This is a genomic window from Massilia sp. CFBP9012 (genome assembly GCF_034045115.1).
Lineage (GTDB): Bacteria > Pseudomonadota > Gammaproteobacteria > Burkholderiales > Burkholderiaceae_D > Telluria.
In genome coordinates this window covers 57,393-83,439 of record NZ_JAXCWM010000014.1, presented here as the reverse complement: position 1 = coordinate 83,439, position 26,047 = coordinate 57,393, and the positions used below count along the sequence as shown (strand labels likewise).

At 63.4% G+C, this 26,047-nt stretch carries 21 protein-coding genes and 1 pseudogene; 8 read left to right on the top strand and 14 right to left on the bottom strand.

Translation table 11 applies throughout. The features are described from left to right. Window positions 1–82 precede the first annotated feature (82 nt). The 4 genes from SOM61_RS21555 to SOM61_RS21540 all read right to left on the bottom strand — a co-directional run bounded on the left by SOM61_RS21555 (window position 83) and on the right by SOM61_RS21540 (window position 5,162). Window positions 83–1,204, bottom strand: coding sequence for a PepSY-associated TM helix domain-containing protein (locus tag SOM61_RS21555; RefSeq protein ID WP_320475980.1), 1,122 nt, complete (start codon window positions 1,202–1,204; stop codon window positions 83–85). Beyond that, window positions 1,204–3,603 (bottom strand): TonB-dependent siderophore receptor, encoded by a 2,400-nt coding sequence (locus SOM61_RS21550; RefSeq protein WP_320475979.1) that lies wholly within the window; start codon window positions 3,601–3,603, stop codon window positions 1,204–1,206. Before SOM61_RS21550 ends, SOM61_RS21555 begins: the two co-directional genes overlap by 1 nt. Window positions 3,604–3,680: 77 nt before the next feature. Continuing rightward, window positions 3,681–4,670, bottom strand: a complete 990-nt coding sequence (locus tag SOM61_RS21545) for a FecR domain-containing protein (protein WP_320475978.1) — start codon at window positions 4,668–4,670, stop codon at window positions 3,681–3,683. 6 nt (window positions 4,671–4,676) lie between these two features. After that, window positions 4,677–5,162 (bottom strand): sigma-70 family RNA polymerase sigma factor, encoded by a 486-nt coding sequence (locus tag SOM61_RS21540; protein ID WP_320475977.1) that lies wholly within the window; start codon window positions 5,160–5,162, stop codon window positions 4,677–4,679. 234 nt (window positions 5,163–5,396) lie between these two features. Between SOM61_RS21540 and SOM61_RS21535 the strand changes: the two genes are divergently transcribed. The 3 genes from SOM61_RS21535 to SOM61_RS21525 all read left to right on the top strand — a co-directional run bounded on the left by SOM61_RS21535 (window position 5,397) and on the right by SOM61_RS21525 (window position 8,644). After that, window positions 5,397–6,509: a type VI secretion system Vgr family protein gene (locus SOM61_RS21535; RefSeq protein WP_320475976.1), complete on the top strand. Its 1,113-nt coding sequence runs from the start codon at window positions 5,397–5,399 to the stop codon at window positions 6,507–6,509. A 490-nt stretch (window positions 6,510–6,999) separates the two neighbouring features. Next, window positions 7,000–8,391, top strand: a complete 1,392-nt coding sequence (locus tag SOM61_RS21530) for a T6SS immunity protein Tli4 family protein (protein ID WP_320475975.1) — start codon at window positions 7,000–7,002, stop codon at window positions 8,389–8,391. Further along, on the top strand, window positions 8,384–8,644 hold the full coding sequence (locus tag SOM61_RS21525; RefSeq protein ID WP_320475974.1) for a PAAR domain-containing protein: 261 nt from the start codon (window positions 8,384–8,386) through the stop codon (window positions 8,642–8,644). The genes SOM61_RS21530 and SOM61_RS21525 overlap by 8 nt, the downstream gene beginning before the upstream one ends. Before the next feature lie 113 nt (window positions 8,645–8,757). Here the strand turns inward: SOM61_RS21525 and SOM61_RS21520 are convergent, their stop codons facing one another. Genes SOM61_RS21520 through SOM61_RS21510 form a run of 3 tightly spaced genes read right to left on the bottom strand, consistent with a single transcriptional unit; the run spans window position 8,758 to window position 14,607 of the window. Beyond that, complete coding sequence (locus tag SOM61_RS21520; protein ID WP_320475973.1) at window positions 8,758–10,206, bottom strand: efflux transporter outer membrane subunit; 1,449 nt, start codon at window positions 10,204–10,206, stop codon at window positions 8,758–8,760. After that, the gene (locus SOM61_RS21515) at window positions 10,203–13,361 is read right to left on the bottom strand and encodes an efflux RND transporter permease subunit (RefSeq protein WP_320475972.1); all 3,159 of its coding nucleotides are present in this window, start codon (window positions 13,359–13,361) and stop codon (window positions 10,203–10,205) included. The genes SOM61_RS21520 and SOM61_RS21515 overlap by 4 nt, the downstream gene beginning before the upstream one ends. Window positions 13,362–13,383: 22 nt before the next feature. Then, entirely contained in the window at window positions 13,384–14,607 is a 1,224-nt protein-coding gene (locus tag SOM61_RS21510) for an efflux RND transporter periplasmic adaptor subunit (protein ID WP_320475971.1), read from the bottom strand. A 169-nt stretch (window positions 14,608–14,776) separates the two neighbouring features. On the opposite strand from SOM61_RS21510, the pseudogene SOM61_RS21505 reads away from it, so the two are divergent. After that, a pseudogene (locus SOM61_RS21505) lies at window positions 14,777–14,950 on the top strand (TetR family transcriptional regulator); the annotation flags it as partial. Window positions 14,951–14,983: 33 nt separating this feature from the next. Continuing rightward, on the top strand, window positions 14,984–15,394 hold the full coding sequence (locus tag SOM61_RS21500) for a TetR family transcriptional regulator C-terminal domain-containing protein (RefSeq protein WP_320476057.1): 411 nt from the start codon (window positions 14,984–14,986) through the stop codon (window positions 15,392–15,394). A 213-nt stretch (window positions 15,395–15,607) separates the two neighbouring features. Here the strand turns inward: SOM61_RS21500 and tal are convergent, their stop codons facing one another. From tal to SOM61_RS21465, 7 genes are all read right to left on the bottom strand, one after another. Next, window positions 15,608–16,537, bottom strand: a complete 930-nt coding sequence (gene tal / locus SOM61_RS21495; RefSeq protein ID WP_320475970.1) for a transaldolase — start codon at window positions 16,535–16,537, stop codon at window positions 15,608–15,610. A gap of 189 nt (window positions 16,538–16,726) precedes the next feature. Further along, complete coding sequence (locus SOM61_RS21490) at window positions 16,727–17,224, bottom strand: GAF domain-containing protein (RefSeq protein ID WP_320475969.1); 498 nt, start codon at window positions 17,222–17,224, stop codon at window positions 16,727–16,729. Between the two features lie 28 nt (window positions 17,225–17,252). Further along, entirely contained in the window at window positions 17,253–18,227 is a 975-nt protein-coding gene (locus SOM61_RS21485) for a hypothetical protein (protein ID WP_320475968.1), read from the bottom strand. Window positions 18,228–18,338: 111 nt separating this feature from the next. After that, window positions 18,339–19,193, bottom strand: coding sequence for an SIS domain-containing protein (locus SOM61_RS21480; RefSeq protein WP_123067741.1), 855 nt, complete (start codon window positions 19,191–19,193; stop codon window positions 18,339–18,341). 19 nt (window positions 19,194–19,212) lie between these two features. Beyond that, window positions 19,213–20,682, bottom strand: a complete 1,470-nt coding sequence (gene zwf, locus SOM61_RS21475) for a glucose-6-phosphate dehydrogenase (RefSeq protein ID WP_320475967.1) — start codon at window positions 20,680–20,682, stop codon at window positions 19,213–19,215. Window positions 20,683–20,868: 186 nt separating this feature from the next. Then, complete coding sequence (locus tag SOM61_RS21470) at window positions 20,869–21,249, bottom strand: response regulator (RefSeq protein ID WP_320475966.1); 381 nt, start codon at window positions 21,247–21,249, stop codon at window positions 20,869–20,871. After that, window positions 21,243–22,391: a sensor histidine kinase gene (locus SOM61_RS21465; RefSeq protein ID WP_475439534.1), complete on the bottom strand. Its 1,149-nt coding sequence runs from the start codon at window positions 22,389–22,391 to the stop codon at window positions 21,243–21,245. The genes SOM61_RS21470 and SOM61_RS21465 overlap by 7 nt, the downstream gene beginning before the upstream one ends. A 523-nt stretch (window positions 22,392–22,914) precedes the next feature. Between SOM61_RS21465 and SOM61_RS21460 the strand changes: the two genes are divergently transcribed. The 3 genes from SOM61_RS21460 (at window position 22,915) to SOM61_RS21450 (ending at window position 26,040) form a co-directional block, all read left to right on the top strand. Next, window positions 22,915–24,351: a methyl-accepting chemotaxis protein gene (locus SOM61_RS21460; protein ID WP_320475964.1), complete on the top strand. Its 1,437-nt coding sequence runs from the start codon at window positions 22,915–22,917 to the stop codon at window positions 24,349–24,351. Window positions 24,352–24,439: 88 nt separating this feature from the next. Beyond that, the gene (locus SOM61_RS21455) at window positions 24,440–25,513 is read left to right on the top strand and encodes a catalase family peroxidase (protein WP_320475963.1); all 1,074 of its coding nucleotides are present in this window, start codon (window positions 24,440–24,442) and stop codon (window positions 25,511–25,513) included. After that, a complete protein-coding gene (locus tag SOM61_RS21450) occupies window positions 25,510–26,040 on the top strand; it encodes a cytochrome b (RefSeq protein ID WP_320475962.1) in 531 nt (176 codons plus the stop codon). Before SOM61_RS21455 ends, SOM61_RS21450 begins: the two co-directional genes overlap by 4 nt. Window positions 26,041–26,047 lie beyond the last annotated feature (7 nt).

Genomic DNA, 26,047 nt, shown 5'->3' with positions numbered 1-26,047 from the left:
CGCGGGGCGCATTGGCAGCAGTCGGTGAACCCAGTGTATCCAAATCGCCGCAGATACGCGCCGGCGCACCGGCAATTCCGCGTTACAACTTGGACAAGACGGGCTGCGCCGGCTTGCGGCGACCGGCGCCCAGGCGCGCCCGGCGGCGCTGCCACCACAGCACCAGGCCGGTGCCGCCGAGCGCGCCCAACACCAGGCCGAGCAAGGCCACCGCCGCCTCGCCCGCGACGCCGCCCAGTTTCCCCGTGTGCAGCGGATAGACGATGGAATTCATGCGCGTGCCGGGATCGAGCGTGTCCCAGCGGTGGCGCGCCAGCACCTGGCTGCTGCGCGGGTCGAGCCAGACGACCGAACGTCCGTTGGGATGTGGATCGTCGGGCACGTGCATGCGCACGGCTAGCGGACGGTCCAGGTGTGGCGTGTACAGGAACAGGCCGATGCGGCCATCCGGGAAGGCCGCTTGCGCGGCGGCGGCCAGTGCGTCGAGCGATGCCGCCGGTCCGTCACCGGCGGGCAGCTTCGGGGCCGCGACGACGGGGGCGCCCGCGAGCCGGCTGATCCAGCCGCCGATCGGCCGCCAGGCAAGATAGGCGCCGGTCGCGATGCTCACCCCCAGGACCAGCGCGAACACGACGCCGCCGATGCGATGCAGGTCGAAGGAGGCGCGCGTGAATCCTTTGCCCAGTTCGATCCGCAGCGAGGGCGGCCACCGGCGCGGCCACCACAGCACGATGCCGGACACCGCCAGCAGGAGGTAGACAAACGCGGCCAGCGCCAGGATGGCCTTGCCGGTCTGCTCCAGCCACAGGGCGCTGTGCAGGCCGTGCAGCAGCGACACCGTGCTTTCATGCTCTCCGCGCCGGCCCTGTTCGGCGCCGGTGGCCGGATGCAGATAGAGCGAGCCGCGCCATTCGCCGCGCACCAGCACCTCCAGCGTGGCGCCGGCGTCGCGCGGCGGACGGAAGGAGAAGGCGGCCTTTGGACCGAACTCCGTCGCCAGGCGCGCGCGCAGCGCTTCCAGCGAGAGCGCCTGCGCCGCCGGCTGCTGCGCGGCCACGAACCAGGCCGGATGCAGCAAACGGTCCAGCGGCCGCGCCACGACCAGCAGCGAGCCGGTCAGCCCGGAGACGATCAGCAGCCATCCCAGCCCGAGCGCGGTCCAACGGTGGCACTTGAGCCAGAGGCCGCGCAACGATGCCGTCATCAGTACGCCAGCCGCAGCTGGACGTAGAGCATGCGCGGTGCGCCGACCATGCGGCCGCCGTTGGTATCGGTATTGCGCGTGTAGTAGCGGCGGTCGGCCAGGTTATTAATCCCCAGCTGGAAGTCGGGCCCCTTCTTGCCCGCCATCTTGTAGCTCAACTGCGCATTGACTACGCCGAAGCCCGCCACCCGGCCGAGCGCCGCGTTGGCCGTCTCGGGCACCGTATTGGCGGTGTCGGTGTAGTGCTTGCCCTGCGCCGTGGCCGACAGGCCGAAGGCCCATGCGTTCACCGTATAGCGTGCGCCGAGCGAGCCGGCCTGGCGTGAGTAGAAGGGCACGTCGCGGCCTTCGAACTCGCCCGACTCCTGGAGCGCGCGCACATAGGTATAGTTGGCGTACAGGTTCAGGCCGGCGAGCGGCCCGGCCTTGTCGAAGTCGTAGTCGAGCGCGAGCTCGACGCCGTCGTGGGTGGTCGCGCCCAGGTTGCGGAACACGGCCGGATTGGTGCCGGGGATCGACAGGATCTGGTTGTCGAAGCGCAGGTCGAACAGGGTCAATTCGGAGCGCAGCTGCTGGCCTGCATAGCGCACGCCGGCCTCCCACGTCTTTGCGACTTCCGGGTCGAGCGGATTGGTCTCGGACATCGAGTTCAGCTGCGTGTACTGCACGGCGCCGAACGAGGTGCTATAGGCCGTGTACAGGGTCAGGCGCTCGCTCGGCAGCCACGAAACGTTCATGGACGGCAGCGCGCGGCTGTTCCGCACGTGGAAGGGTGTGTCGTCGGCCGTGCCGCTCGGGTTGCGGTCGCTCTCGATCTTTTCGTAGCGCACGCCCGGTGTGATCCGCCACTTGCCGTAGGCGATGCGGTCGTCGATGTAGACGGCGTGCGCGCGTGTGCCGTTCTCGAACACCTGGATGGCGCCGACCTGCTGGCCGGTGGCGGCGATCGTCGGAATGCGCCGGTCCTGGCCCGTTTCGCGAATGTAGCGGTAGCCGACCGTGACGTCGTGGGTGGCCGGCCCCCACGCCAGGCGCTGCGTGTAGCGCGGCTCGAATCCGCGCACCTCGTTGTCGCGCGGCTGGTATTCGATACGGCCCTGGGCGGCATTGGCCAGCGAGCTTTCGCGCGCGCTGTCGTAGGCGTAGGCGCGCACTTCGAATTCGCGGGTGGCCGAGATGGCATTCACATAGCCGACGTCGACCTGGTCGCGCTCGCCCTTCCAGTAGTCGGTGGGATGGGTGTTCTGGAACGGATCGCGCGCGTACTGGACTGGCGTGAGGCCGCCCGGCGTCATCGACTTGACGTCGTAGTGCGCGATCTTGCCGTAGACCTCGGACGATGGGCCGAGCTTCTGGCGCCACTTCAGCGCGATGTCGTTGTAGCGGTCGTCGCTGCCAGCACGCCAATGCTCGCCCTCCATGCCGGAATAGAGCAGGGCGACGCCAAAACCGTTATCGAGTTCGGTGCCGAGGTAGGCCGAAACCTGGCGGTTCGAGCCGCCACGTTCATAGCTGTTGTAGCGCGCCGAAGCATCCGCCGTCAGGCCGCCCTGGCTGGGCACCGGACGGGTCTTGAAGTTGATGATCCCGCCGACGTTCTGCGGGCCGTAGCGCACCGCGCCGCCGCCGCGCACGACGTCGATCGAATTGAGGTTGCCGAGACTCGTCGGCGCCAGCACCAGGTTCGGCTGGCCATACGGCGCCATGGCCAGCGGGATCCCGTCGATCAGCATGGTCGAGCGGAAGGAGTTGCGCGGGTTCAGGCCGCGGATGCCGATATGCAGGCCGACCGAGCTGCCGGTGTTGCTGGTGCTGCCGCTGATTTGCACGCCGGGAATGCCGCGCAAGACGTCGGAGATCGTCGAGGCGCCGCTGTCGACGATCTGTTCGCGCCGCACCAGCGTTCGCGCGCCGCCAAACGCCTGCACGCTGTTTTCCAGTCCCGTACCCAGCCAGTCGCCGACCACCGTGATGGTCTCCAGCATGCCGATGTCGCTTGGCGCGGCGTCCGCCTTCGATGGCGCCAGCCGACGCCCGATGACGAAGCCCTCGCCGGGCTGCGGCGCGGCCTGCGCGCCGGTGCCGGCCAGCAGGGCCGCGAGGCCGTCGGCAACCGTGTAGCGTCCGTCCAGGCCCGGGCTGGCCAGGCCGGCCATGTCCTCTGGACGAAAGGCGACTGTGACCCCGGCTTCGCGAGCGAAGCTGGACAAGGCCTGCGCCAGGGGACCGGCGGCGATCCGGTAGTGCCGCACGTCGGGCGTGGCGGCTTGCGCATGGGCCGCGGGTGCATGCGCGGCTACACCCAGCGTCATACAGGAGATGAGCGCCGGCAGGGTGACATGGGCCAGGGCCGTCCTGGTGCGGCGTGCCTGGGCGGCAGGGGTGTGCGGCGACTCCAATTCGATTCCTTTCGTTTGCTTGACGGCGTAGTAGCCGAACGGGCGACCAAAAAGGGACAGGAGAATGCAAAAATTTTTCAGCCGGCCTGCGACGTCACCGTGACCCAATAGGCGGTGCGCCGGACGATGCATACCGGCAGGGTCTGGCCGATGACGTCCAGGACATGGTCGGTATCAATGATCCGGAACACGCCCGAGACACGCAGCTTCGCCACCTCCGGCGCGCAGCGGATGATCCCCGGGCGAAAGCGCGACAGCTCCTGCAGGAAGGCGTCGAGCCGCATGGCGTCGGCTTCCAGCATGCCCCTGGTCCAGGCCGGGGCGGCGGACGAGGGCAGGCGGGCGGGTTCGAAGTCCTCGAACGTACTGGCCGAGAAGCGTACGCTGTCGCCGGCCTCCACGATCCTGCGTGCGCCGCTGTCGCGCAGGACGACTTCGACCCGGTGTTCCAGCACGTTCAACAGTGTGCGGCCGCCATCGCCATCGAGCGCACGCACGGTGAAGCGGGTGCCGAGGGCGCGCAGGCGACCGTGGGCGGTATCGACCATGAAGGGCCGCGCCTGGCCGGGCGTGTCGCGGGCGGTCTCGATATAGATTTCGCCACGTTCGAGTTGGACCAGGCGCGCGCTCTCCGAATAGCGCACCGCGACATCGGTGGCCGTGTTGAGCCGCACCACGCTGCGGTCGGCCAGCACCACGGGTCGGTGTTCTCCGACGCCGGCGCGGTAGACGCCGTCCGCTTCGTCGCGCGCCGCCCGGTAGCCGAACCAGCCTGCCGGCAGCGCGACGCCCAGCGTCGCCACGGTCTTGAGGATGGCGCGCCGATTGCCACGCGGTTGGCGCGTGAGGACGGGCACGCCCAGCGCTGGGGCCACCGCGCCGAATTTGCGGCTCAGCCGTTCGGCGCGCTGCCAGGCCTGTTCGTGTTCGGGCCTGGCCTGGCGCCAGCGCGCGAAAGCCTGGTGGTCTGCTTCGCCGGCCGCGCCGGAATGCAGGCGCACCAGCCAGTTCGCCGCTTCCTTGACGACGTCGGGATCGAGCGGCGCGGTGAGGTCAGGCCCGGGCACGGTGGTTCAGCACATCGCGTTCAGGCACAGCTCGAAGCCCTGTGCCATATAGCGCTTGACGGTGCGGTCGCTCAGCCCGGTGCGGGCGGCGATCTGCACGTAGGTCAGACCCTCGAGCTGCGAGAGCACGAACACTTCGCGCGCCTTCGGCGCCAACTGGCCCAGCATGGCGTCCAGCTGCTGCAGTTCCTGCTGCATGGAGACGAGCTGTTCGGGCGAGAAGGCGACATCCTCGGGAAGGGCGGCGAGCGTTTCCAGCCATGCCTGCTCGAGCGTGCGGCGCCGCCAGTGGTCATTGAGCAGTCCGCGCGCGATGGTGGCCAGGAAGGCGCGCGGCTCGACGATGCCGGGGACTTCGTCCGGCCGGCGCAGCAGGCGCAGGAAGGTGTCGTGCGCGAGATCCACCGCGTCATCGGCACTGTCGAGCCGCTGACGCAACCAGCGGCATAGCCAGCCGTGATTGTCCTTGTACAGAAGTTGGATGGTAGACATGGCGGGTCGCTTCGCGCTGCCTGGTGTTCGCCGGGAGAGCAAAGGCCTTGCGGCAAGAATGGTCAGTGTAAATCGCAAATGATATCGATTATTGTTCTCATTTGCAATCGGTGTCAGGCAACTACGGTGCCCCGTGGCGCAGTTGCGCCCTGTCAACCTCATCGTGATTTGGCATGGCTATGATCGGCTTTGCTCATTGGCACTAGCGAACTGTTCATTCATGAGGTGGATACCGTGATCATCGATAAGTTTGCAGCGGGTGTCAGCAGTTTGACCGACATGAACCGCGCCATACGGCTGCGTCTGTCCACCCCAAGCGGTATCGTCGACGATCTGCTGCTGGTGAAATACGTCAGCGGCGTGGAGACGATCTGTGGGGGGATTGAATATGCGCTGCACTGCGTTTCACTTCAGGCGGGGATGGAGCTCAAGCGCTTTATCGCCAATCCGGTAGAACTTCAGTTCGTAACCGACTCGGGCAAACTTCGTACCGTATGCGGGATTATCGGTGGCGTAAGCGAAGGCCAGAGCGATGGGGGGCTTGCAACTTATCAGTTGATGGTTCGGGACGCTTTTTCGCTGCTGGAGCAAACCTGTAATACACGGGTCTTCCGCAATCGCAACGAGATCGACATCACCGAGACTATCTTGCGCGAGTGGCGCCTGGCCAATCCAATCGCGGCGGCCGCATTTCGTGTCGAGTCGGGTGGGTTGAAGCAGTACCCGCCTCGCGAGTTCACGATGCAGTACAACGAATCCAATGCCGCTTTCTTGCGGCGCCTCTGGAAGCGTCGAGGTATCGCATGGTTCATCAAGGCGGGCGCGTCGAATGAACGGGGGAGCAGCGATGTCCCGGTCCATACGCTGGTTCTTTTCGATAACCCGAACGCGCTGGAGCAGAATCCGGCCGGTGCGGCGCGCTACCACCGTGATCACGGAACCGAGCAACGCGACAGCATTACGTCCTGGCATGCGGTACGTAAGCTGACGGCTGGGCGTGTCAATCGCCACAGCTGGGATTATGCCCAGACATGGTCCATGAGTAGTCAGGAAGCGAGTCTGGCCGATCAGGGAGCGATGGGCAACCAGTTCGCGGCCAGTCTCGACGAGTACCTGATCGATTCCCCGCATGCTGGAGACAACGCCGACGATTATCGGAGCCTTGGGGTGCTGCGCATGCAGCGCAAGGAGTACGAAGCCAAGTTCTTCCAGGGTGAAAGCGGCGATCGGGATATGCGGGTGGGGCAATGGCGTCGCATGCCTTGTTGCAGCCAGAGAAATGCCCCTATGAAGAAATATAGAAGGTTCGCGGGAAGTGGTACTCACTGCTGCGTGAACAATGGATAAATCCAGCAGGAGCGAAGGATGGAGGAATTCTAAGAGCATCCAAGCTTCTAGATGAAGCTAGAAAGTTCCATGAGAAAATCAATGGTATTTATCATATACAGAGCTATGCTCACTACGGGGCTGATATAAATAGAAGAGCTTGGCATAAAATTGTCTGGGAAGTCAGTGGTAACGGAGAATTGCGAGAGCCGGAGTTGCTGAAAACAATCTCTGACAATCGAAAAGGAAGTCTCCAAGTAATTGAGTCACGATTTGAAAAAGGCGATCGTGTTACATCCCCTTATAGCCTTAATATGCGTGAGGCGGCTGAGCCTGGAGATCAGACTGTCCCATTGCACTCTGCAGATGCACAACTTCGCAGCGGCAAGTTCAAAGGGCTGTTTAGACAAGTTGGATATGAACATCAGGCAAGCTACAGTGACCCGATAGTGCTTGCATCGACAATTTACGTTCTATTTAAAATAATTTCCACCATGAAATGGTCTAGGCCATGAAATGGATTTCATTGAGGAAGTTTATAGTAGCTGCTTTTTCGTTAATGGTTGCAGTTGTCATCCATGTTTTTTATTCAAAAATGGCCATCGTAGGAGAGCCAATGGAAGCTCGTAGCCAAAAATTTGAGAAGATGTTTGAAAAGACGAAAATAGTTTGCTTTGGAAGATTTGTAATGGAAATTCCAGAGCGGGTAACTCTAGTGTACGGGGACGCTACGGTCAATGGAGATATTAAATTTTATCGAGATGACTCAGAAAAAATACCGGAAATGCTAGCCGCTCGATTGTCTGAGATTGAGAGGGAGCAAAAGCTAATTCCAGATTATTCTCTAAGCAATTTCCCTCTTGTTGGTAAGGTTATAGATGGTGTTGTGCCCGGTCAGAAAACGGTTTTCGGAATTGCTAATTCCATAAGTTATAAAATTCACTCTTACATCCCCGTTGGCAATGATCTGTTTATTTATGACTCCAAAGCGTTTCCTGAAAACAATGAAATTCCATTTATAAATACTGTTGCAAATAGCTTGCGTAGCCGTGCTGAGGGAGAAATTCCAGTTGCGCCGGGAATTTGTTTGGATTCAGGGTTTATTTCTATCGATCCAACTTTCGAAAAAATTTCGATTGGTTTGAGATTTCACGATTTTCCAGATGTTCATATCTCAATTGATGCGAGGAAGAATCAGGATTATTTGATGGAGGGCGGGGGACTCAAAGAATCACGTGAGGCTGCAAGGATCCGTGCGGAGGCTCATGGGTTTGGTGGTTTTTTCTCTCGAATTAAAGTTCTGCGCGAGAGTCAGCGGCAGTTAGGAGCCTGGGCCGGTGAAGAAATTTTGACACGAAGACCGGCATATAAAGATGATACGAATGCTCACGAATTTCGTTTCTTCAGCTTGGGAGAGGTCGATAACGCATCTCACCCGATGCTTGATATTCAATTGGACTCTGGTGTGAAAGGTAACGCTAAAGCTAAGATTAAGCCGAGCATTACCGATGCAGAGGCCTTGGCGCTGTGGGACCGAATATTGCCCACTATCCGCCTACGTCAGCCAAGTGATGCAGCCGAATTCAAACAGGCTTCGAAGTTACCGTTGGGAAGTGTGAAGAAATCGGAAGACATCTGTCCTCAGTCCGGTTGGTGGGAATGCCTGGAAAAACGGAAAATTGAGGGTGAACGGCGCCGACTCTTCAAGGCAGGCGACAAGTTGCCACCTGTGTTGGCAGATGGCGGTGCGAGTTTATGGAACACGCTGATCGGCAATACGCATCAAATAGCGGCGGTCGAGTGGAAGTTGATGGAATATGCCCCTCCATCTGCATTCTCGGTCGATACAAAAAGTGCTGGCATTCCACAGGCCGACAATGATATGAAAGAAAACGATGCCTAACGTGATTCGCTTGAACGACCCCACCAGCCACGGTGGGAAGGTAAGCAAAGTCGCCGCGACCCACTTCACTGTCGGCGGTGTTGCCGTGGCGTGCGTTGGTGATACATGTACGTGCCCCGTACATGGTTCAGTCACTATTGTTGACGGAGAGGCAAACCACACCATTGGCGGTCTCGCCGTCGCTTATGACGGCCACAAGACCAGTTGCGGTGCCACGCTGATCTCAACGGTGACGAACTTCGTCCACAATTGATCGGGGACGGAGTCCGGTGACGACGTCAGATCAAACGGTATTCTTCTCTATGGCTGTCCGAAAAAAGAACCGGGCCACATGGGCCCGGTCTGTATAACAACATTTTCAGCGGCTTAGCGCGCCGCCACCGGCGCGCCGCCTTCAGCCGGCGCCGCCGGCTCCGTCCAACCTCCACCCAGCACGCGATACAGCACCACCTGATTCTGCAACCTCAGCAGATTCGCCTGCACCGACAACTGCTGCGACTGGAACAGCGAACGCTGTGCATCGAGCAGGTCGAGCTGGCTGGCCGCGCCGCTGCGGTAACGCAGGTCGGACAGGTTGAAGCGGTCGGCTTCGGCCTCGGTCACCGCGGATTGCGCGCGCAGTTGTTCGCTGAAGGTCGCCTGGCCGGCCAGCGCGTCCGCCACTTCGCGGAACGCGGTCTGGATCGATTGCTCGTACTGCGCCACCGCGATATCGCGCTGGGCCCGGGCGCTGCCCAGGGTGGCGCTGTTGCGGCCGTAGTCGAAGATCGGCAGGATCGCCTGTGGCGCAAAGGTCCAGCCCCAGGTGCCGCTGTCGAACAGGCCCGACAGCTCGTTGCTGGCGCTGCCGGCGCTGCCGGTCAGCGTGATGCGCGGAAAGAAGTTCGCGCGCGCCGCGCCGATATTCGCGTTGGCCGCGATCAGCTGCTGCTCGGCCGAACGGATGTCCGGACGGTTGGCCAGCAGGTCCGACGGCAGGCCGGCCGGGATGTCCGGCAGCTCGGTCTTGGCCAGGGTGGCGCCGGCGCTGACGTCGGCCGGCAGCGGGCCGCCGACCAGCAGCGTCAGCAAATTGATGTCCTGGGCCCGCAGGCGTTGCTGCTGGGCCAGGGTGGCGCGGGCCGTCTCGACCAGCGAGCGCGATTGCTGCAGCTCCAGGCGCGACGCCACGCCGTTCTCGAAGCGCAGCTGGAACAGCTTGTCCGATTCCAGGCGGGTGTTGAGCGTGTCTTGCGTGATGCGCAGCAGCTCTTCATCGGCCAGCAGTTGCAGCCAGGCGCTGGCGACCGACGAGATCAGGCTGATCTGCGTGGTCTTGCGCGCCTCTTCGGTGGCCAGGTATTGCGCCAGCGCGGCATCCGACAGGTTACGCACGCGGCCGAACAGGTCGAGCTCGAACTGCGAAACCGACAGGCCCGACTGGTACACGCTTTCGATCGGCTGGTCTTCGCCCACGGTCTGGCGATTGCCGCTGATGCCCAGGCCCACGGTCGGCAGGCGGTCGGCGCGGGTGATGCGGTATTGCGAGCGCGCCTGCTCGATGTTGGCGATTGCCACGCGCAGGTCACGGTTGTTCACCAGCGCTGCGTCGATCAGCGAGCGCAGGCGCGCATCGGCAAAGAACGACTGCCAGGCGACCGTGCTTGGCGCCGCGGCCAGCACCGGGCTGGTCGACTCGCTGCCGGCCTTCGGGGTTTCCGGGAAGGCGGCAGCCACCGGGGCCGCCGGACGTTCATAGTCCGGCGCCAGCGAGATGCAGCCGGCCAGCGTCATCGCCAGCGCCAGCGGCGTCACGAGTTTGATGTGCTTGATCATGGTTTGCTTCCTTCTTCTACGTGCTTCTGATGTTGAGTCGCGTACATCTTACTCTGGCGGTCGCTGCCCTTGAAGAGCGTGCGGATCACCACGAAGAAGACCGGCACGAAGATCACGCCCAGCACGGTTGCGGCAATCATGCCGCCCATCACGCCGGTACCGATGGCACGCTGCGATGCCGAGCCGGCGCCGCCCGCGATCACCAGCGGCAGCACGCCGAGGATGAAGGCCAGCGAGGTCATGATGATCGGACGGAAGCGCAGGTGCGCCGCTTCCAGCGCCGCTTCGTACGGCGTCTTGCCCTCGGCCTGCAGGTCCTTGGCGAATTCGACGATCAGAATCGCATTCTTCGCCGCCAGGCCGATGATGGTGATCAGGCCCACCTTGAAGTAGACGTCGTTCGGCAAGCCGCGCATATTGGCCGCGATCAGCGAGCCGAGCACGCCCAGCGGCACCACCAGCATCACGGACACCGGTATCGACCAGCTTTCATACAGCGCGGCCAGGGCCAGGAACACCGCCAACAGCGAGAAGGCGATCAGGATGCCCGCGGTCGAGCCGGACAGGATCTCTTCGCGCGACTGGCCGGTCCATTCGAAGGTGAAGCCGGCCGGCAGCTGGCCCGCCAGGCGCTGCATCTCGTCCAGCGCGTCGCCGCTCGAGTAACCCGGAGCAGGTTCGCCGGTGAGCTTCATCGCCGGATAGCCGTTGTAGCGGTTGGTCTGCATCGGGCCCGTGGTCCATTCAGTGGTCGCGAACGACGACAGCGGCACCGGTTCGCCCTGGGCATTCAGGGCATTGATGCGCAGCAGGTCGTCCGGCTGCATGCGCTGTGGCGCATCGGCCTGCACGATCACGCGCTGCAGGCGGCCGGCGTTCGGGAAGTCGTTTACATACGACGAGCCCAGCGAGGTCGACAGTGCCGCATTGATCGCGCCGAAGGTCACGCCCAGGGCTTGCGCCTTGTCGCGGTCGATGTTCAGCTTGAGCTGCGGCGCGTCTTCCAGCCCCTCTGGACGCATGCCGGTCAGAATTTTGCTCTGCGACGCCATGCCCAGCATCTGGTTACGCGCTGCCAGCAGGGCGTTGTGGCCGTTGCCGCCACGATCCTGCAGGCGGAACGAGAAGCCGGTGCCGGTGCCCAGTTCGGGAATCGGCGGCGGGCTCACCACGAAGATGAACGAGTCGCGCACCGCGCCCATGTGGCCGGTGATGCGGCCGGCGAACGATTGCGCGTCCTGGCCGTCGCCCTTGCGCTCGTCCCATGGCTTCATCGGGATGAACGCCAGGCCCATGTTCTGGCCCTGGCCCGAGAACGAGAAGCCGGTCACGGCCACGATGTTGGCGGTTTCGGGCTGCTTCATCACGAACTCTTCCAGCGAACGCAGCACGGTGCCGGTACGCTCGGCAGTGGCGCCCGGCGGCAACTGGATGTTGGCGATCACGTAACCCTGGTCTTCGTTCGGCAGGAAGGCGTTGGGCATACGGGTGAACATCAGGGCGACCACGGCCACCAGCACCGCGAACACGACCATCCAGCGTCCGGCGCGCTTGAGGATGGCGCCGACGAAGCCTTCATATTTCTTGGCGCCGGTCGTGAACTTGCGGTTGAACCATCCGAAGAAACCCTTCTTTTCGTGGTTGTGGCCGGCTTCGATAGGCTTGAGCAGGTGGGCACACAGCGCCGGGGTCAGGGTCAGCGCCAGGAAGGCGGAGAAGCCGATCGAGGTCACCATCACCACCGAGAACTGGCGATAGATGTTGCCGACCGCGCCGGCGAAGAAGGCCAGCGGCACGAACACGGCGATCAGCACCACGGTCACGCCGATGATGGCGCCCGAGATCTGGCCCATCGCCTTGCGGGTAGCTTCCAGCGGCGGCAAGCCTTCCTCGCTCATGATGCGCTCGACGTTCTCCACCACGATGATGGCATCGTCGACCACGATACCGATCACCAGCACCATGCCGAACATGGTCAGCACGTTGATCGAGAAGCCCAGCGCCAGCAGGCAGGCGAACGAGCCCAGCAGTGCAATCGGCACCACGATGGTGGGGATCAGGGTGTAGCGGATGTTCTGCAGGAACAGGTACATCACCAGGAACACCAGCACGATCGCTTCGATCAGGGTATGCACCACTTGTTCGATCGAAATATCGATGAAGGTGGTCGAGTCGTAAGGAATCGAGTACTTCATGCCTTTCGGGAAGAACTTCTGCAGTTCCGCCATGCGTTCCTTGATCAGCTCGGCGGTCTGCAGGGCGTTGCCCGACGGCGCCAGCTGCACGCCGATACCGGCCGACGGATTGCCGTTCAGGCGCGCCGTGGTGGCATAGGCCTGGCCGCCGAGTTCGATGCGCGCCACGTCCTTCAGGCGCACGGTCGAGCCGTCCGGATTCGCGCGCAGCACGATGTTGCCGAATTGTTCGACGTTCGACAGCTGGCCGGTGACGACCACGGTGGCGCTGATCTGCTGGCCCTTGGCGATCGGCAGGTCGCCGATGGTGCCCGATGCCACCTGGGCATTCTGCTGCGAGATCGCGGCGGTGACGTCGGCCGGCGACAGGTTCAGGCCAACCAGCTTGGTCGGGTCGATCCAGATGCGCATGGCCTTCTCGGTGCCGAACAGCTGGGCCTGGCCAACGCCGGTGATGCGCTGGATTTCCGGCAGCACGTTGCGCGAGGCGTAGTCGCCCAGCTCGATACTGGTGATATTCGGGTCATCCGACGACAGGATCGTAAACAGCAGGAAGTTCGAGCGCGCCTGGTCGACGCGCACGCCTTGCTGAGTGACCGCCGGCGGCAGGCGCGGGGTGGCGCGTGACAGGCGGTTCTGGACGTCGACTTGCGCCAGGTTCGGGTCGGTGCCGGTCTCGAACGAGACGGTGATCGAGCCGGTGCCATTGGCCTGGCTGGTCGATTCCATGTAAATCATGCCCTGGGCGCCGTTCATCTCGCGTTCGATGATCGAGATGACGGAGTCTTCAAGCGTCTGCGCCGATGCGCCTGGATAGGCGACGTTGATGACGATCGATGGTGGCGCGACGGTCGGGTATTGCGCGATCGGCAGCTGCTTGATGGCAACGCCACCGAGCACCATGATGAATAGCGCGATCACCCATGCAAAAATCGGGCGGTCAATAAAAAAACGTGCCATTGGAAAGTCCTATTCCTTGTTCTTATCGGCTGCTGTCGGCCGGTGTGGTCGCGCCCGCCTGGGCCGGCGCCTGCTGGGCGCCTGCCGGCGTCCACTGCACTGGCTTGACCGCGGTGCCCGGTGGCATCATCTGCAGCTTCTGGAAGCCGTCGACCATCACTTTTTCGCCTTCCTTCAGGCCGCCGGTGACGACCCAGCTCGCGTCCTGCTGCGAAGCGATCTTGACCTGGCGCGGAACCGGCTTGTTGTCGGCGCCGATGACGGTCACGGTGTCGCCGTTCTGGCCGCCGCGGGTGACCGCCTGCTGAGGAATCAGGATGCCGTTCGGCAGCGAAGCCTGCGCCACGCGCACGCGCACGTACTGGCCCGGCAGCAGGGCATTGTTCTTGTTGTCCACGGTGGCGCGCAGCGTGATCTGGCCGGTGCCCTGGTCGACCGTCACGTCCGAGAACAGCAGGCGGCCGCGGGTCGGCAGCTCGGTGCCGTCTTCCAGCAGCACGGTCACCGGCACGTTGTCGGCGCCACCGCCTTGCTTCTTCAGGCGCTGCAGCTCGGTGGCCGACTGGGTAATATTCAGGTACATGCTGTCGGTCTGCTGGATCAGCGCCAGCTCGGTCGACTGGGTCGCCGACACCAGCGCGCCTTCGGTCACCAGCGCACGGCCGATGCGGCCCGAGATGGGAGCGTTTACATTGGTGTAACCAACATTGATCTGCGCAACTTTCAACTGGGCCTGGGCGGCAGCGACTTCGGCTTCACCCTGCTTTTGGGCGGCGACGGCGTTGTCGAATTCCTGTTTACTGACAGCGTTGGCCTCGACCAGCGGCTTGTAGCGTTCGGCGATGGCGCGCGACGCGACCAGGTTGGCTTCGGCGCGCGCGACGTCGGCGCGGGCTGCGGCGAGCTGAGCCTGGTAAGGCGCCGGGTCGATGGTGAACAGCGACTGGCCCTGCTTGACGATGCTGCCCTCGGTGAAGGAGCGCTTGAGCACCACGCCGTCGACACGGGCGCGAACCTGGGCGGTGCGGATCGGTTCCACGCGTGCTGGCAGTTCGCTCTGCAGCGCGACGGTCTGGAAGGCGGCGGTGACGACGCCGACTTCGGGCGCCGGCATCTGCTGGCCGGCGGGGGCGCCGGCCTTGGCCGATTCGTCTTTCTTGCCGCAGGCGGACAGCAGGACCACCGCAGCCATGGTGGCCGCCGCGACCCGGGTGAGGGACATGGATGAGGAGTTGGCAGAGCGCATTACGTGTGCATCCTTCTAGTTAGTAATTCGCGCCAATGTCACACCCCAGTCAACAACATATGCATGGGATGAGAGATCAACGCTGGCTTTTGCAAATAATTTTATATACTATCACGACTGTATGTAAAATGTTTTAAGCACCTATTAATTCGAGGGTTACTCAAAAGAAATGGTTCGCAGGACGAAGGAAGAAGCAGCGGCGACCCGCGACAGCATTCTTGATGCTGCAGAAATCTTGTTCGCTAAGCAGGGTGTTTCACGAACGACATTACAGCATATCGCGACAGCGGCGGGTGTAACACGCGGTGCGATTTATTGGCATTTTGTCGACAAGGGCGCGCTGTTCAGCGCGATGATGGACCGCGCCACGATGCCGATGGATACCGCCATCCAGCAGCTGGGCGAGCGCAAGGTCGCCGACCCGCTGCAGCGCTTGCGCGACGAGCTGATGGCGGTGTTGCACATCGTCGTCAACGACGAGAAGGCGCGCCGGGTGTTCGAGATCGCCACCCTCAAGACCGAGTTCACCGACGAAGTCGACTCGGCCCGCGTGCGCAAGCGCGAAGCGGTGGCCGAATGGCGCGCGCGCATGGAGGCGCATCTGGCCGAAGCGCGCGCGAACGGCCAGCTGCCGGCCAGCATCGATCCGCACAATGCCGCCACATGCATGTGGATCATGCTCGACGGCCTGCTGCGCAACTGGCTGTTCGACCTGGAATCGTTCGACCTGATGGCGCTGGGCGGGGAGGTGATCGATACCTTCCTGGCGGGGTTGAAGGCGCGGTAAGGGTTATCGCTGGCTCCAGGCGCTTGCTGTGCAGCCAGCGCATTTTTCTTCGTTAGCGTAAAAACGTCGTCCCCGCGAAGGCGGGGACCCAAGTACTGCTTGCGCTGTCGAGACGCTCGCACCTTGGGTCCCCGCCTGCGCGGGGACGACGTTTTAGGGCCAGCAAAAGAAGGCCTGACCGGGCGGCTGACGTAGCAGTCGCCCGCGCTGCAATTAACGCATGCCTTCGATCATCTGCTTGAGCTTGAGCGAATCCGCCACGAAGGCGCGGATGCCTTCGGCCAGTTTCTCGGTGCCCATCGCGTCTTCGTTCAGCATGAAGCGGAAGGTCTTTTCGTCGATCGCGATCTTCTCGATATTGGCGCTGTCGTCCTTGACCAGTTTGCGCTCGACCGGCGCCTCGCTGTCGGCCAGCTTCTGCAGCAGGTCGGGCGAGATGGTCAGCAGGTCGCAACCGGCCAGTTCCAGGATCTGCGAGGTATTGCGGAAGCTCGCGCCCATCACTTCGGTGTTGTAGCCGAACTTGCGGTAGTACTGGTAGATACCCTTCACCGATTGCACGCCCGGATCGTCTGCGCCTTGATAGTCGGTGCCGGTCGATTTCTTGTACCAGTCGTAGATGCGGCCGACGAACGGCGAGATCAGCTTGACGCCGGCTTCGGCGCAGGCCACTGCCTGGCACAGTGAGAACAGCAGGGTCAGGTTGCAGTGGATGCCATCCTTTTCCAGGATCTCGGCGGCGCGGATGCCTTCCCAGGTCGATGCGATCTTGATCAGCACGCGCTCGCGCGACACGCCGTTCTTTTCATACAGGGCAATCAGCTCGCGGCCTTTGGCGACGGTGGCTTCGGTATCGAACGACAGCGCGGCATCGATCTCGGTCGAGACGCGGCCCGGCACGTACTTCAGGATCTCGACCCCGAAGGCGATCAGCAGGCTGTCGACGATCGCTTCGACCGAGGCGCCCGGCGCATCGGCGATCGCCTTTTCCAGCAGCGGACGGTATTCCGGCTTCTGCACGGCCTTCAGGATCAGCGACGGGTTGGTGGTCGCATCCTGCGGCGCATAGGCCTTGATCGACTGGAAGTCGCCGGTGTCGGCGACCACGGTGGTGTATTGCTTGAGCTGTTCGAGTTGGTTCATGGTGGTCTCGTTGATGTGGAACTTGGGATCTGGTGGTGCGGCTTCGTTGGCGGAACTTGGATTCCCGCCTGCGCGGGAATGACGGTCGCTAGGTTGCGAGACAAGGGATGCGCTTCAGTACCACAAGCCTACGCACGTCGTTCCCGCGCAGGCGGGAACCCAAGCTTGCCTGCAAACCCGCAGCCCTGATCAGAAATCGGTACCGGCAACAAACGCCGCAAGCATGGCCTCCAGCCCCGCACGGTCCTCGTCCGAAAAACGGTCCGGCTTCGGGCTGTCGATATCGAACACGCCAATGAGCTTGTCATCCTTGATCACCGGAATGACGATTTCCGAGGCGGACGCCGAATCGCAGGCGATGTGGCCCGGGAAGGCATGTACGTCCGGCACCACGATGGTCTTGCGCAGGGCGGCGGTGGTGCCGCAGACGCCGCGACCGAAGGGGATGCGGGCGCAGGCGGGCTTGCCCTGGAATGGCCCGACCAGCAGGTCCTGGCCTTCGCCCTTCTTGGAAGGCACGGTGAAGTAGAAACCGGCCCAGTTCAGGTCGGAGATCGTATCGTAGATCAGGGCCGAGAACTGGGATGCATTGGCGGTCAGGTCGCGCTCGCCCTCGAGGACGCTGGTCACTTGACGCACCAGCAGGTCATAGTCGGGACGGTCGCTGCGTTCGGGATTGATATGCATGTCAGGCGAAAATGCTGGTCGAAAACCGCTATTTTACAGCCACCGCTGCCGCAGGCGCTCCGACGTCCGGCGGCGTCATCGAAATAAGCAGCCTGAACCGCTCGCGCAGCCTCGGCTTGCCGTCGGGGAGCTTGCCAGGACGATAATGCACGTCGGTCTGCAGACGCTCGCCGTTCACCCGCAGGCGTAGCACGGTCGCGTCGGCGCGCGCATCGAGCGGCATCGCAACCTCGGTCTGGAACAGGTGTTTGCCGGTCGGGTCCAGCAGGTCGAGCAGCAGGCGCGCGCCGTCTCCCGACGCCACCAGGATGAAGTTGCCGGTGCAGGCAAAGCTGTCGACGTCGCCCCGCGGCCGGAACGACCACGCGCCGGCATCGAACTGCTGGGGCGACGCCGCCGTCGCGATCCGGTAGGAAGGAGGGCAGCCATCGCCGCCATGGACGGGAGGGTCGATGCGGCCGGCCCGAAGCGGCGTGTGCGTCACGGGTGCTGCGCCATACGTTGGCGCGTCGGGCTGGCCGCCGGCCGGGTCTGCCGTCCCCAGCACCTTGCGCACGAATGCCATCGCATCTTCGCCAACCCGGCCGCGTAGATACTTCCGGCCGAGCAGTTCTTGACTGTCGAGGTCGCGGATGGACAGGCTGGTGATGCGATCGGGCCCGTCGTCGGACCGGTCCGCGAGTTCCTCGACCACGTAGCGCGAGCGGACGTCGCCGCGGGGATGCACGACGAAGCTGCCCGGGCCGGCACGACGATAGACCTTGTCGAGATATAGCACGGACGGATAGCTGGCCGACAACACGTCGTCAAGGCCGAACAGGGGCTGGAATGGGCCCGCGCCGGGCCGGTCGAACCCGATGTGGCGCAATTCGACGTCCTCGACGCCGCTCACGCCGCGCATCACGACCGGAGCGGGCAAGCGCAGCTCGGACTTGGCCATGCACATCGTCAGGGCGCCGGCCGCAACAAGGGCCGACAGGAGTAGCTTGTAGAACGTTGGCATTGGCTAGTCAGGACCGATCAGCCATTGAGACAATGAGGGGCATGGGTTGATCGGCAATCGTCAGGAACCGTCCATTCTAGACCAAATGCGTTTCTTTCCGTCAGCGCACGGTCAGCCGATGAAGGAATCGAACTGCATATCGAATTCCTGCAGCGCCTTCTGCGCATTCTGCATCTTCTTGCGGAATTCCGGCCCGCGGCGCAGCGCCAGCCCCACCGCCAGCACGTCGATCACCACCAGGTAGGCCAGGCGCGCCGAGATCGGGGTATAGGGATCGGTCGCAAACACCAGGTCGATCGGGATGAGCAGGGTCGCCATCTCGGCCAGCGGCGTGCCGGACGGCGCCAGTACGATCACGTCGGCGCCGCCGGCCTTGGCCAGCTTGGCCGAACGGGTCAGCGCCGGGTTGTTGCCGCGCTGCGAGATCGCCACCAGCGCATCGCCTTCGCGCAGCAGGGCTGCCGCGATCGAGTGGATCGACGGGTCGGTATAGGCCACCGTTGGCACGCCCGAGCGGAAGAATTTGTGCTGGGCGTCGGCGGCCACGAAGCCGGACGTGCCCTGGCCGTAGAACTCGATCTTGTTGGCGCGCGCCAGGATCTCGAGCGCCTGCTGGACGAGTTCCGGCTTGAGGTTGTTGCGCAGGTCGAGCAGGGTGTTGATCGAGCGGCTGCAGATCTTGTTGATCAGGTCCGAGGCCAGGTCGTCCTGGTGCGGCGCCTCGCTGGCGCCGGGCAGCGCCAGCGCCAGGCCCTGCGCCAGCTTGAGTTTGAACTCGTGCCAGCCGTCGTAGCCGAGCGTGCGGCAAAAGCGCACCACGGTCGGTTCCGACACGCTGGCGCTGCGCGCCAGGGCGGTGATGTTCTGGCTCACGGTCGCGGAAGGCGCGGCCAGCACCGCGAGCGCGACCTTGCGCTCCGATTTGGAGAGCGTGTCGAGCTGGGTGCGGATCGAGTCGAGCAGCATAATATGTCTCGGGTGCCGGTCAGTCTTCCGGCAGCGATTCTTCGCGCCATTGCAGGCCGTCGCGGCCGATCAGGGCGCTGGCGGCGGCCGGGCCCCAGGTGCCGGAGGTGTACGGCGCCGGGGCGCTGTCGTCCTGTTCCCAGTGCTCAAGGATAGGCTCGACCCATTCCCAGGCCGCTTCCAGTTCGTCGCCGCGCATGAACAGGGTCAGCTGGCCGCGCAGCACGTCGAGCAGCAGGCGTTCATACGCCTCCATGCGCGGCGCCTTGAACTGCTCGCGGAAATCGAGTTCGAGCTCGGCCTGCTTCAGGCGCATCGAGTCGCCCGGGGTCTTGGCCATCAGGTTCATCGACAGGCCTTCGTCCGGCTGCAGGCGGATCACCAGGCTGTTGGGCTGGAAGCTCGACGTCGGCTGGTTGAAGATCGAGTGCGGGATCGGCTTGAAGCGCACTACGATCTCGGCCAGGCGGTCGGCCATGCGCTTGCCGGTGCGCAGGTAGAACGGCACGCCGGCCCAGCGCCAGGTGTCGATCTCGGCCTTCATCGCCACGAAGGTCTCGGTGCGCGAGCTCTTCGGCGCATTCGGTTCCTCGCGGTAGCCCGGCACCTGCTGGCCGTCGATGTAGCCGGCGCGGTACTGGCCGCGGATGATGTTCTGCGACAGCGTGGTCGGGGTAAAACGTTTTAACGACCGCAATACCTGCAGCTTGGCGTCGCGCACGGCGTCCGGCGCGATCGAGGTCGGCGGTTCCATCGCCACGATGCACAGCAGCTGCAGCAGGTGGTTCTGCAGCATGTCGCGCAGCGCGCCGGAATTGTCGTAGTAGCCCAGGCGGTTGCCGACGCCGATCTTTTCGGCGATCGTGATCTGCACGTCCGAGATCCATTCGCGCCGCCACAGCGGCTCGAACAGGATGTTCCCGAAGCGCAGCGCCAGCAGGTTCTGCACGGTCTCCTTGCCCAGGTAGTGGTCGATGCGGTAGATCTGCGATTCGGCGAACACCTTGCCGACGTCCAGGTTGATCTGCTTGGCCGAGGCCAGGTCGCGGCCCAGCGGCTTCTCCAGCACCACACGCGAGTTCGGCGTGGCCAGGCCGGTGGCGGCCAGGTTGTCGCAGATCTTGGCGAACAGCTGCGGCGGCGTGGCGAGGTAATAGACGCGGGTGAGCGATGGGTCGTCGCGCAGGGCTTCGACCAGTGCCTGGTAGGTCGAGACGTCGGTCGCGTTCAGCGCCACGTAGGTGATACGCTGCAGGAAGCGCACCCAGCTCGGCTCGTGGACCGTGTCCTTGATATGCGGCTTCGAGTTGTTCTCGACCATGCGCAGGAATTCCTCCTGCGTCGCCTCGTCGCGGCCGACGCAGATGATACGACTACTGTCGGGCAGGTCATTGCAGACGTCGCGCGAGTACATCGCGGGCAACAGCTTGCGCATCGCAAGGTCGCCGCTGCCGCCAAAGAAAACGAGGTCGAAATCGGAAATAGCCATAGGGAATAGGTCTGCAGTAGGAACAGGACAATCGGAAGCTGATGTAAATTTACTACATAATTTATTCTCGATCAAGTAAATCTACTACAGACGCATCCGCGCGACCAGTGTGCCATATCCAGTTTGCCTGGGGCGCAGAGCTTGCCGAGGCGCCGGCCTGGCCGTCACCATCGCAGTGCCGACGGCCTAGCGGCGCAGGCGCCCGATTACATCCTCGATCCGGTACGGTTTGGGGATGTACGCGTATTGCCTGCCGTGTGGGACGATGAGTTCGGGCGCCGTATAGCCCGACGTGAGAACGATATGGACGTGCGGGTGATGCAGACAGGTGGCGTCAGCCAGTTCCAGCCCGGTCATCCCGGGCATCATGACGTCGGAAAACAAGGCGTCGATGGTGGGATCGGCGGCAAGCATCTCCAGTGCCTCTGCGCCGCTGTGGGCAATGCACACGTCCATGCCATGATAGCCCAGCAGGGCGTGTGCCAGCTCGACGAGGTCGGGCTCGTCGTCGACCACGAGGACCTTGCGCGGCAGCCGGCCGTCCTTGCCGGCCGCGGGGCCTACCACGCGGCTCTTTCGCCGGCCCGGTTACGCCCGGTCGCAGGCGAGGAGAAGCCGGCGGGAAGGCGCGGCATGGTGACCGTAAACGTGGTGCCCTCCTGCGCGCTGGAGCTCACCTTGATGTGGCCGGCATGGGCGTGAACGATCTCGCGGGAAATGAACAATCCGATGCCCAGACTGGTGCATTCGCCCGTGCCGGACTCGGCGGCAATGCGCACCAGCGGATCGAAGATGCGCGCCAGCTCATCGGCATCGATCGGGTCGCCATGGTTGTTGACGGTGATAACGACATCATCGTCGCTGCGTTGCAGCCTGATGGTAATCGGCATGTCGACATTGCCATACTGGATTGCGTTGCCCGCCAGGTTGGACAGCATCTGCCCGATCCGCGCGCCGTCGAAGATCGCCTCGATGCTGTTCGGGGCAAGGAAGTCGATCTGCATTTCCGGCTGCGAAGTGCGCAATTCATTGGCGACGTCCTCGCACACCTGGACCAGGTCCCCCTGTCTTACGTGAATCGGAATACCCGGCCCGAGGTGCGTACGCGTGAAGTCGATCAGGTCACTGACCAGCTTGCTCATGCGTTTGGCGCTGTTGTACATGCGGGTCGCTACCAGGATGTACTTCGGAGGAATATCGACCGCGGCCATGATGAGTTGCGACCCCGTGACGACCGTACCCAGCGGGTTTCTCAAGTCGTGACCGAGGATGGCCAGGAACATGTTCTGAGACCGTTTCACCATGGACTCGTAGCGTGCGACCGATTCCGCGAGCGCCTGGTCGATCGCCTCGTTGAACCGCGTGATATCGGCCACGTCTGTTGCATATTCCTTGCGTTCGTCGGCGATCCAGAGGGTGAGGACGCTCGAGCGCAGCGCACGGTACTCGGAAACCAGTTGTACCACGGTATAGCCCGACAACAGGCGCGCCTCGGCATGTGTTTCGGCAGCCGTATCGGCACGTTCCCGCTTGCCCAGGCCTTGCGATTTGGCGGTGCGTTCGGCGCTCGTCTGCGTCGTGGCCAGGTCATCGGCGATTGCGTGCAGCATTTGACGGGCATGGTCGCGAAGCTCGACGTCATCCATGGTCAAGGCCGGGGGCTCGATGGTCCGCGCGAAGTCTTCCCAGGTTTGTAGGATGCGTTCCATATCACTGTGAATGAATTCGCTTAGCCGATGATTTTTCATTGTGTCCTTGATTGTCGTTTTTCGCGAAAATCGCGAACATCGGTCAATTCATCATACCAGTCTTCGTAGAATTCATTTCAAAATGCCGGGATATTTATGGAAAATGCTCAGAATATGCGAAATAACTTGGCAATAAAACACAAGTGATTGTTTTAAAATGATAAATTTATTTTTGTCGTTAATTTCGATGGATTATTTTCGCGTTATTGGACTGGATTTCGATGATTGAAGATATTCTTTTTCAGGTTAAATAACATATCTACAAGGCTTTCCGAGAAAATCTTCAAGATATGGATGTGTCCAGTGGAATCCTCTCGGAAGAATTCGGTTTAAGGATTGCCATCCCGAATCGGTGGTGCGAAAGCGACGAAAGCTGGGTTCGTCGTACGGTGTGAATGACATCATGGGTAATTGCGCTTATAGTTTCCACAAATCAATACGCATCGCCACAATGATGGCAACGGAGGGGACAATGAACACTTGGATGAATGCACTGCTCCGCAGGGCGCGCGCACTGGCGGGTGCGGGACACGGCGTGACCGGAAGCGTGCGCACGCTGGTGGTCAAGGCGCGCGACGGCAGCATCCGCACGGCGATCAATGCTGCGCGCCTGCGCAAGGAAGTCGACCAGGCCCAGGCCCAGGCGGCGCGGCAGCACCAGGCGGCCGATGCGCTGGCGGCCAGCGCGCGCGAAGTGGCCGAGCTGTCGGCCGACGTCAATGCCGGCACGCTGCGCATCGCCGGCACCGCCCAGCGTAACCTGGCGGCGGCGCGCGAATCGATGGAAGAACTGACGAGCCTCGAACGGCGCATGCGCCACATCGAGGAACAGGTGCAGGGATTCTCGGACACCGTGACCCTGCTGGTCGGCCACCTGCGCGAGATCGGCGAGTTCGGCACCGTCATCGAGAACGTGGCCAACCAGACCAATCTGCTGGCCATCAATGCCGCCATCGAGGCGGCGCGCGCCGGCCCGGCCGGGCGCGGCTTCGCGGTAGTCGCCTCCGAGGTGCGGCGCCTGTCGCAGGTGGTCAATGCCGAAGCGGTCAAGATCGCAACCGCCAGCGGCGCGATGCGCGAGCTGGTGACCTCGACCTCCGGCGCCACCGCCGGCATCCTCGACGGCGTGAACGTGTCGGCGCGCGAAGCCGGCAGCGCGGCCAGCCACCTCACCGCCTTTGTGGCCGACTTCGAGCGCATGACCGCCACCGTCGACCAGATGGCGGCGGCGATGCAGTCGCTCGACGGCGTCAACCAGCAGATCAATGCGAAGGTGGAAGAGGTGGCGCAGAACGCCTCCAGCTCCGAGGCCACGATGCAGGACGCTTCGCGCCGCGTCGACGAGGTGCGGGTGGCCACCGAAGAGCTGCAGGGCGTGCTGGCGGGCTTCCGCACCGGCGGCACGGCCTTCGATGCGCTGGTGGACACCACCACCACGCTGCGCGACCAGGTGCTGGCCTGCCTGAGCAGCCACGCGGCCGGCGGCGCGAACATCTTCGACCAGCAGTACCGGCCGATCCCGCAATCCGACCCGCCGCGTTTCACGACCTCGTACGACCGCGCGGTGGAACGCGACCTGCAGCAGCTGTTCGACCGCGTGCTGACCGACTTGCCGGGCGCGGCGTATGCGCTGGCGGTCGACAACCGGGGATACGCGCCGACCCACAACACCAAGTTCTCACGGCCGTCGACCGGGCAGCGCGAGCACGACCTCGTGTACTGCCGCAATAAACGGATCTTCGACGATCCGGTGGGGATCCGGCTGGCCAAGAACCGCGAGCCGTTCCTGTTGCAGACTTATTTGCGCGATACGGGAGAAGTGATCAATGACTTGTCGATGCCGATCGTGTTCCAGGGCAAGCACTGGGGTGCGGTGCGGATCGGCTACGACTCGGCGCGGATGATGGGGCGTTCCAGCTGACTGCCCATCCGTGGCGAGCCATTCCCGATGTTCATGCGACAATTCGCCGGCCTGTACTGACACCATCAGCCGAAGAAAGCCGTCCACCATGACCAGACCCTCGCCGCACCGCGGCTCCCTTATCCTGTTGCTGCCGATCGCCCTGATCGTCGCGGCCCTGGCGCTGTTGTTCGCCTGGGTCGGCGGCTGGTTCGGGGGCAAAGGCGTCACGCCGCAGGCCATGGCCAATACGGCCGAAGCGTCGGGTTCGCCCCAGCCGGGTTTCCGCCGCGCCCACAGCAAGGGCATCTGCATCGCCGGCACCTTCGCACCGACGCCCGCAGCGGCGCAACTGTCGACGGCGCGCGTGTTCTCGCAGGCGTCGACGCCGGTGCTGGGCCGCTTTTCCAATCCCGGCAACGATCCCCATGCGCCCGACAACAAGGCAGCCGTGCGCGGCATGGCGCTGCAGCTCAAGACGGACGACGGGCAGGAGTGGCGCATGGCGATGAACAGTTTCCCGTTCTTCGCGTCGTCCACGCCGGAAGGCTTCCAGGCGATGAACGTCGCGCGCCTGCCGGATCCGGCCACCGGCAAGCCCGACCCGGAAAAAATGAAGGCAGTCCTGGCAAACCATCCCGAGATCGCCGAATTCATGGCGTGGTCGAAGAACGCGCCCACGCCCGACAGCCTGGCCAATACGCGCTTCAACGGCGTCAACGCATTCCGCCTGATCGACGCCCAGGGCACGGAGCGCGCGGTGCGCTGGTCGATGCGGCCGCATGCGCCTTTCGTGGCGGCCGACCCGGAACGGCTCAAGAGCGCGAGCCGGGATTTCCTGGGCGAGGATCTCGACCAGCGCCTGGCTGCCGGGCCGCTGCAATGGGATATGGTGATGCAGTTTGCCGCGCGGGGCGACCCGATCGAGGATCCTTCGAAAGCCTGGCCCGATACCCGGCCCGAGACCCGCGTCGGCACCCTGACGCTGGTGCGCGCCGAGGCGCAGGCCGGCGGCGCCTGCTTCGACCTGAACTTCGATCCGCTGATCCTTCCGAAGGGGATCGCGGCGACCGACGATCCGGTGCTGCATGCCCGGTCGGCGGTCTATTCGGTCTCGTTCAACCGTCGTGAACGTGAAATCAGCCAGGGCCTGGCCAAGTCCGGCAGCGGGAGCGCAGAATGAACCGTCAACCTCACTTCAACCTGCTGGCCCGCGTGCTGCACTGGTCGATGGCTGTCGCGATCCTCGCCATGTTGTTCGTCGGCGCCGCCATGGTGGTGTCGCTGCGTCACCGCGAACTGCTGCTCGACCTGCATCGCCCGCTCGGGCTCGCGATCCTGTTGCTGGCGATCGTGCGCCTGGTGAACCGCCTGCGCCATCCACCGCCACCGCTGCCGGCGGACCTGCCGCGCATCCAGGTGTGGGCGGCCAAGGCCTCGCACTGGCTGCTGTATGCGCTCATGTTCGCGATGCCGATCATCGGCTGGGCCATGCTGTCGGCCGGCGCCTATCCGGTGGCGCTGTTCGGCGGCATTCATTTGCCCCCGATCCTGCCGCATAGCCCGGTCATGTATGGCTTCCTGCGCCCGCTGCATGGCGTGCTGGCCTATGTCCTGTTCTTTACCATTCTGGCCCATCTTGGCGCAGCGCTATTCCATGCATGGGTGAGGCGTGACGGAGTGTTCGGGCAGATGGCGCGGCGGGGATAGGCCTCGC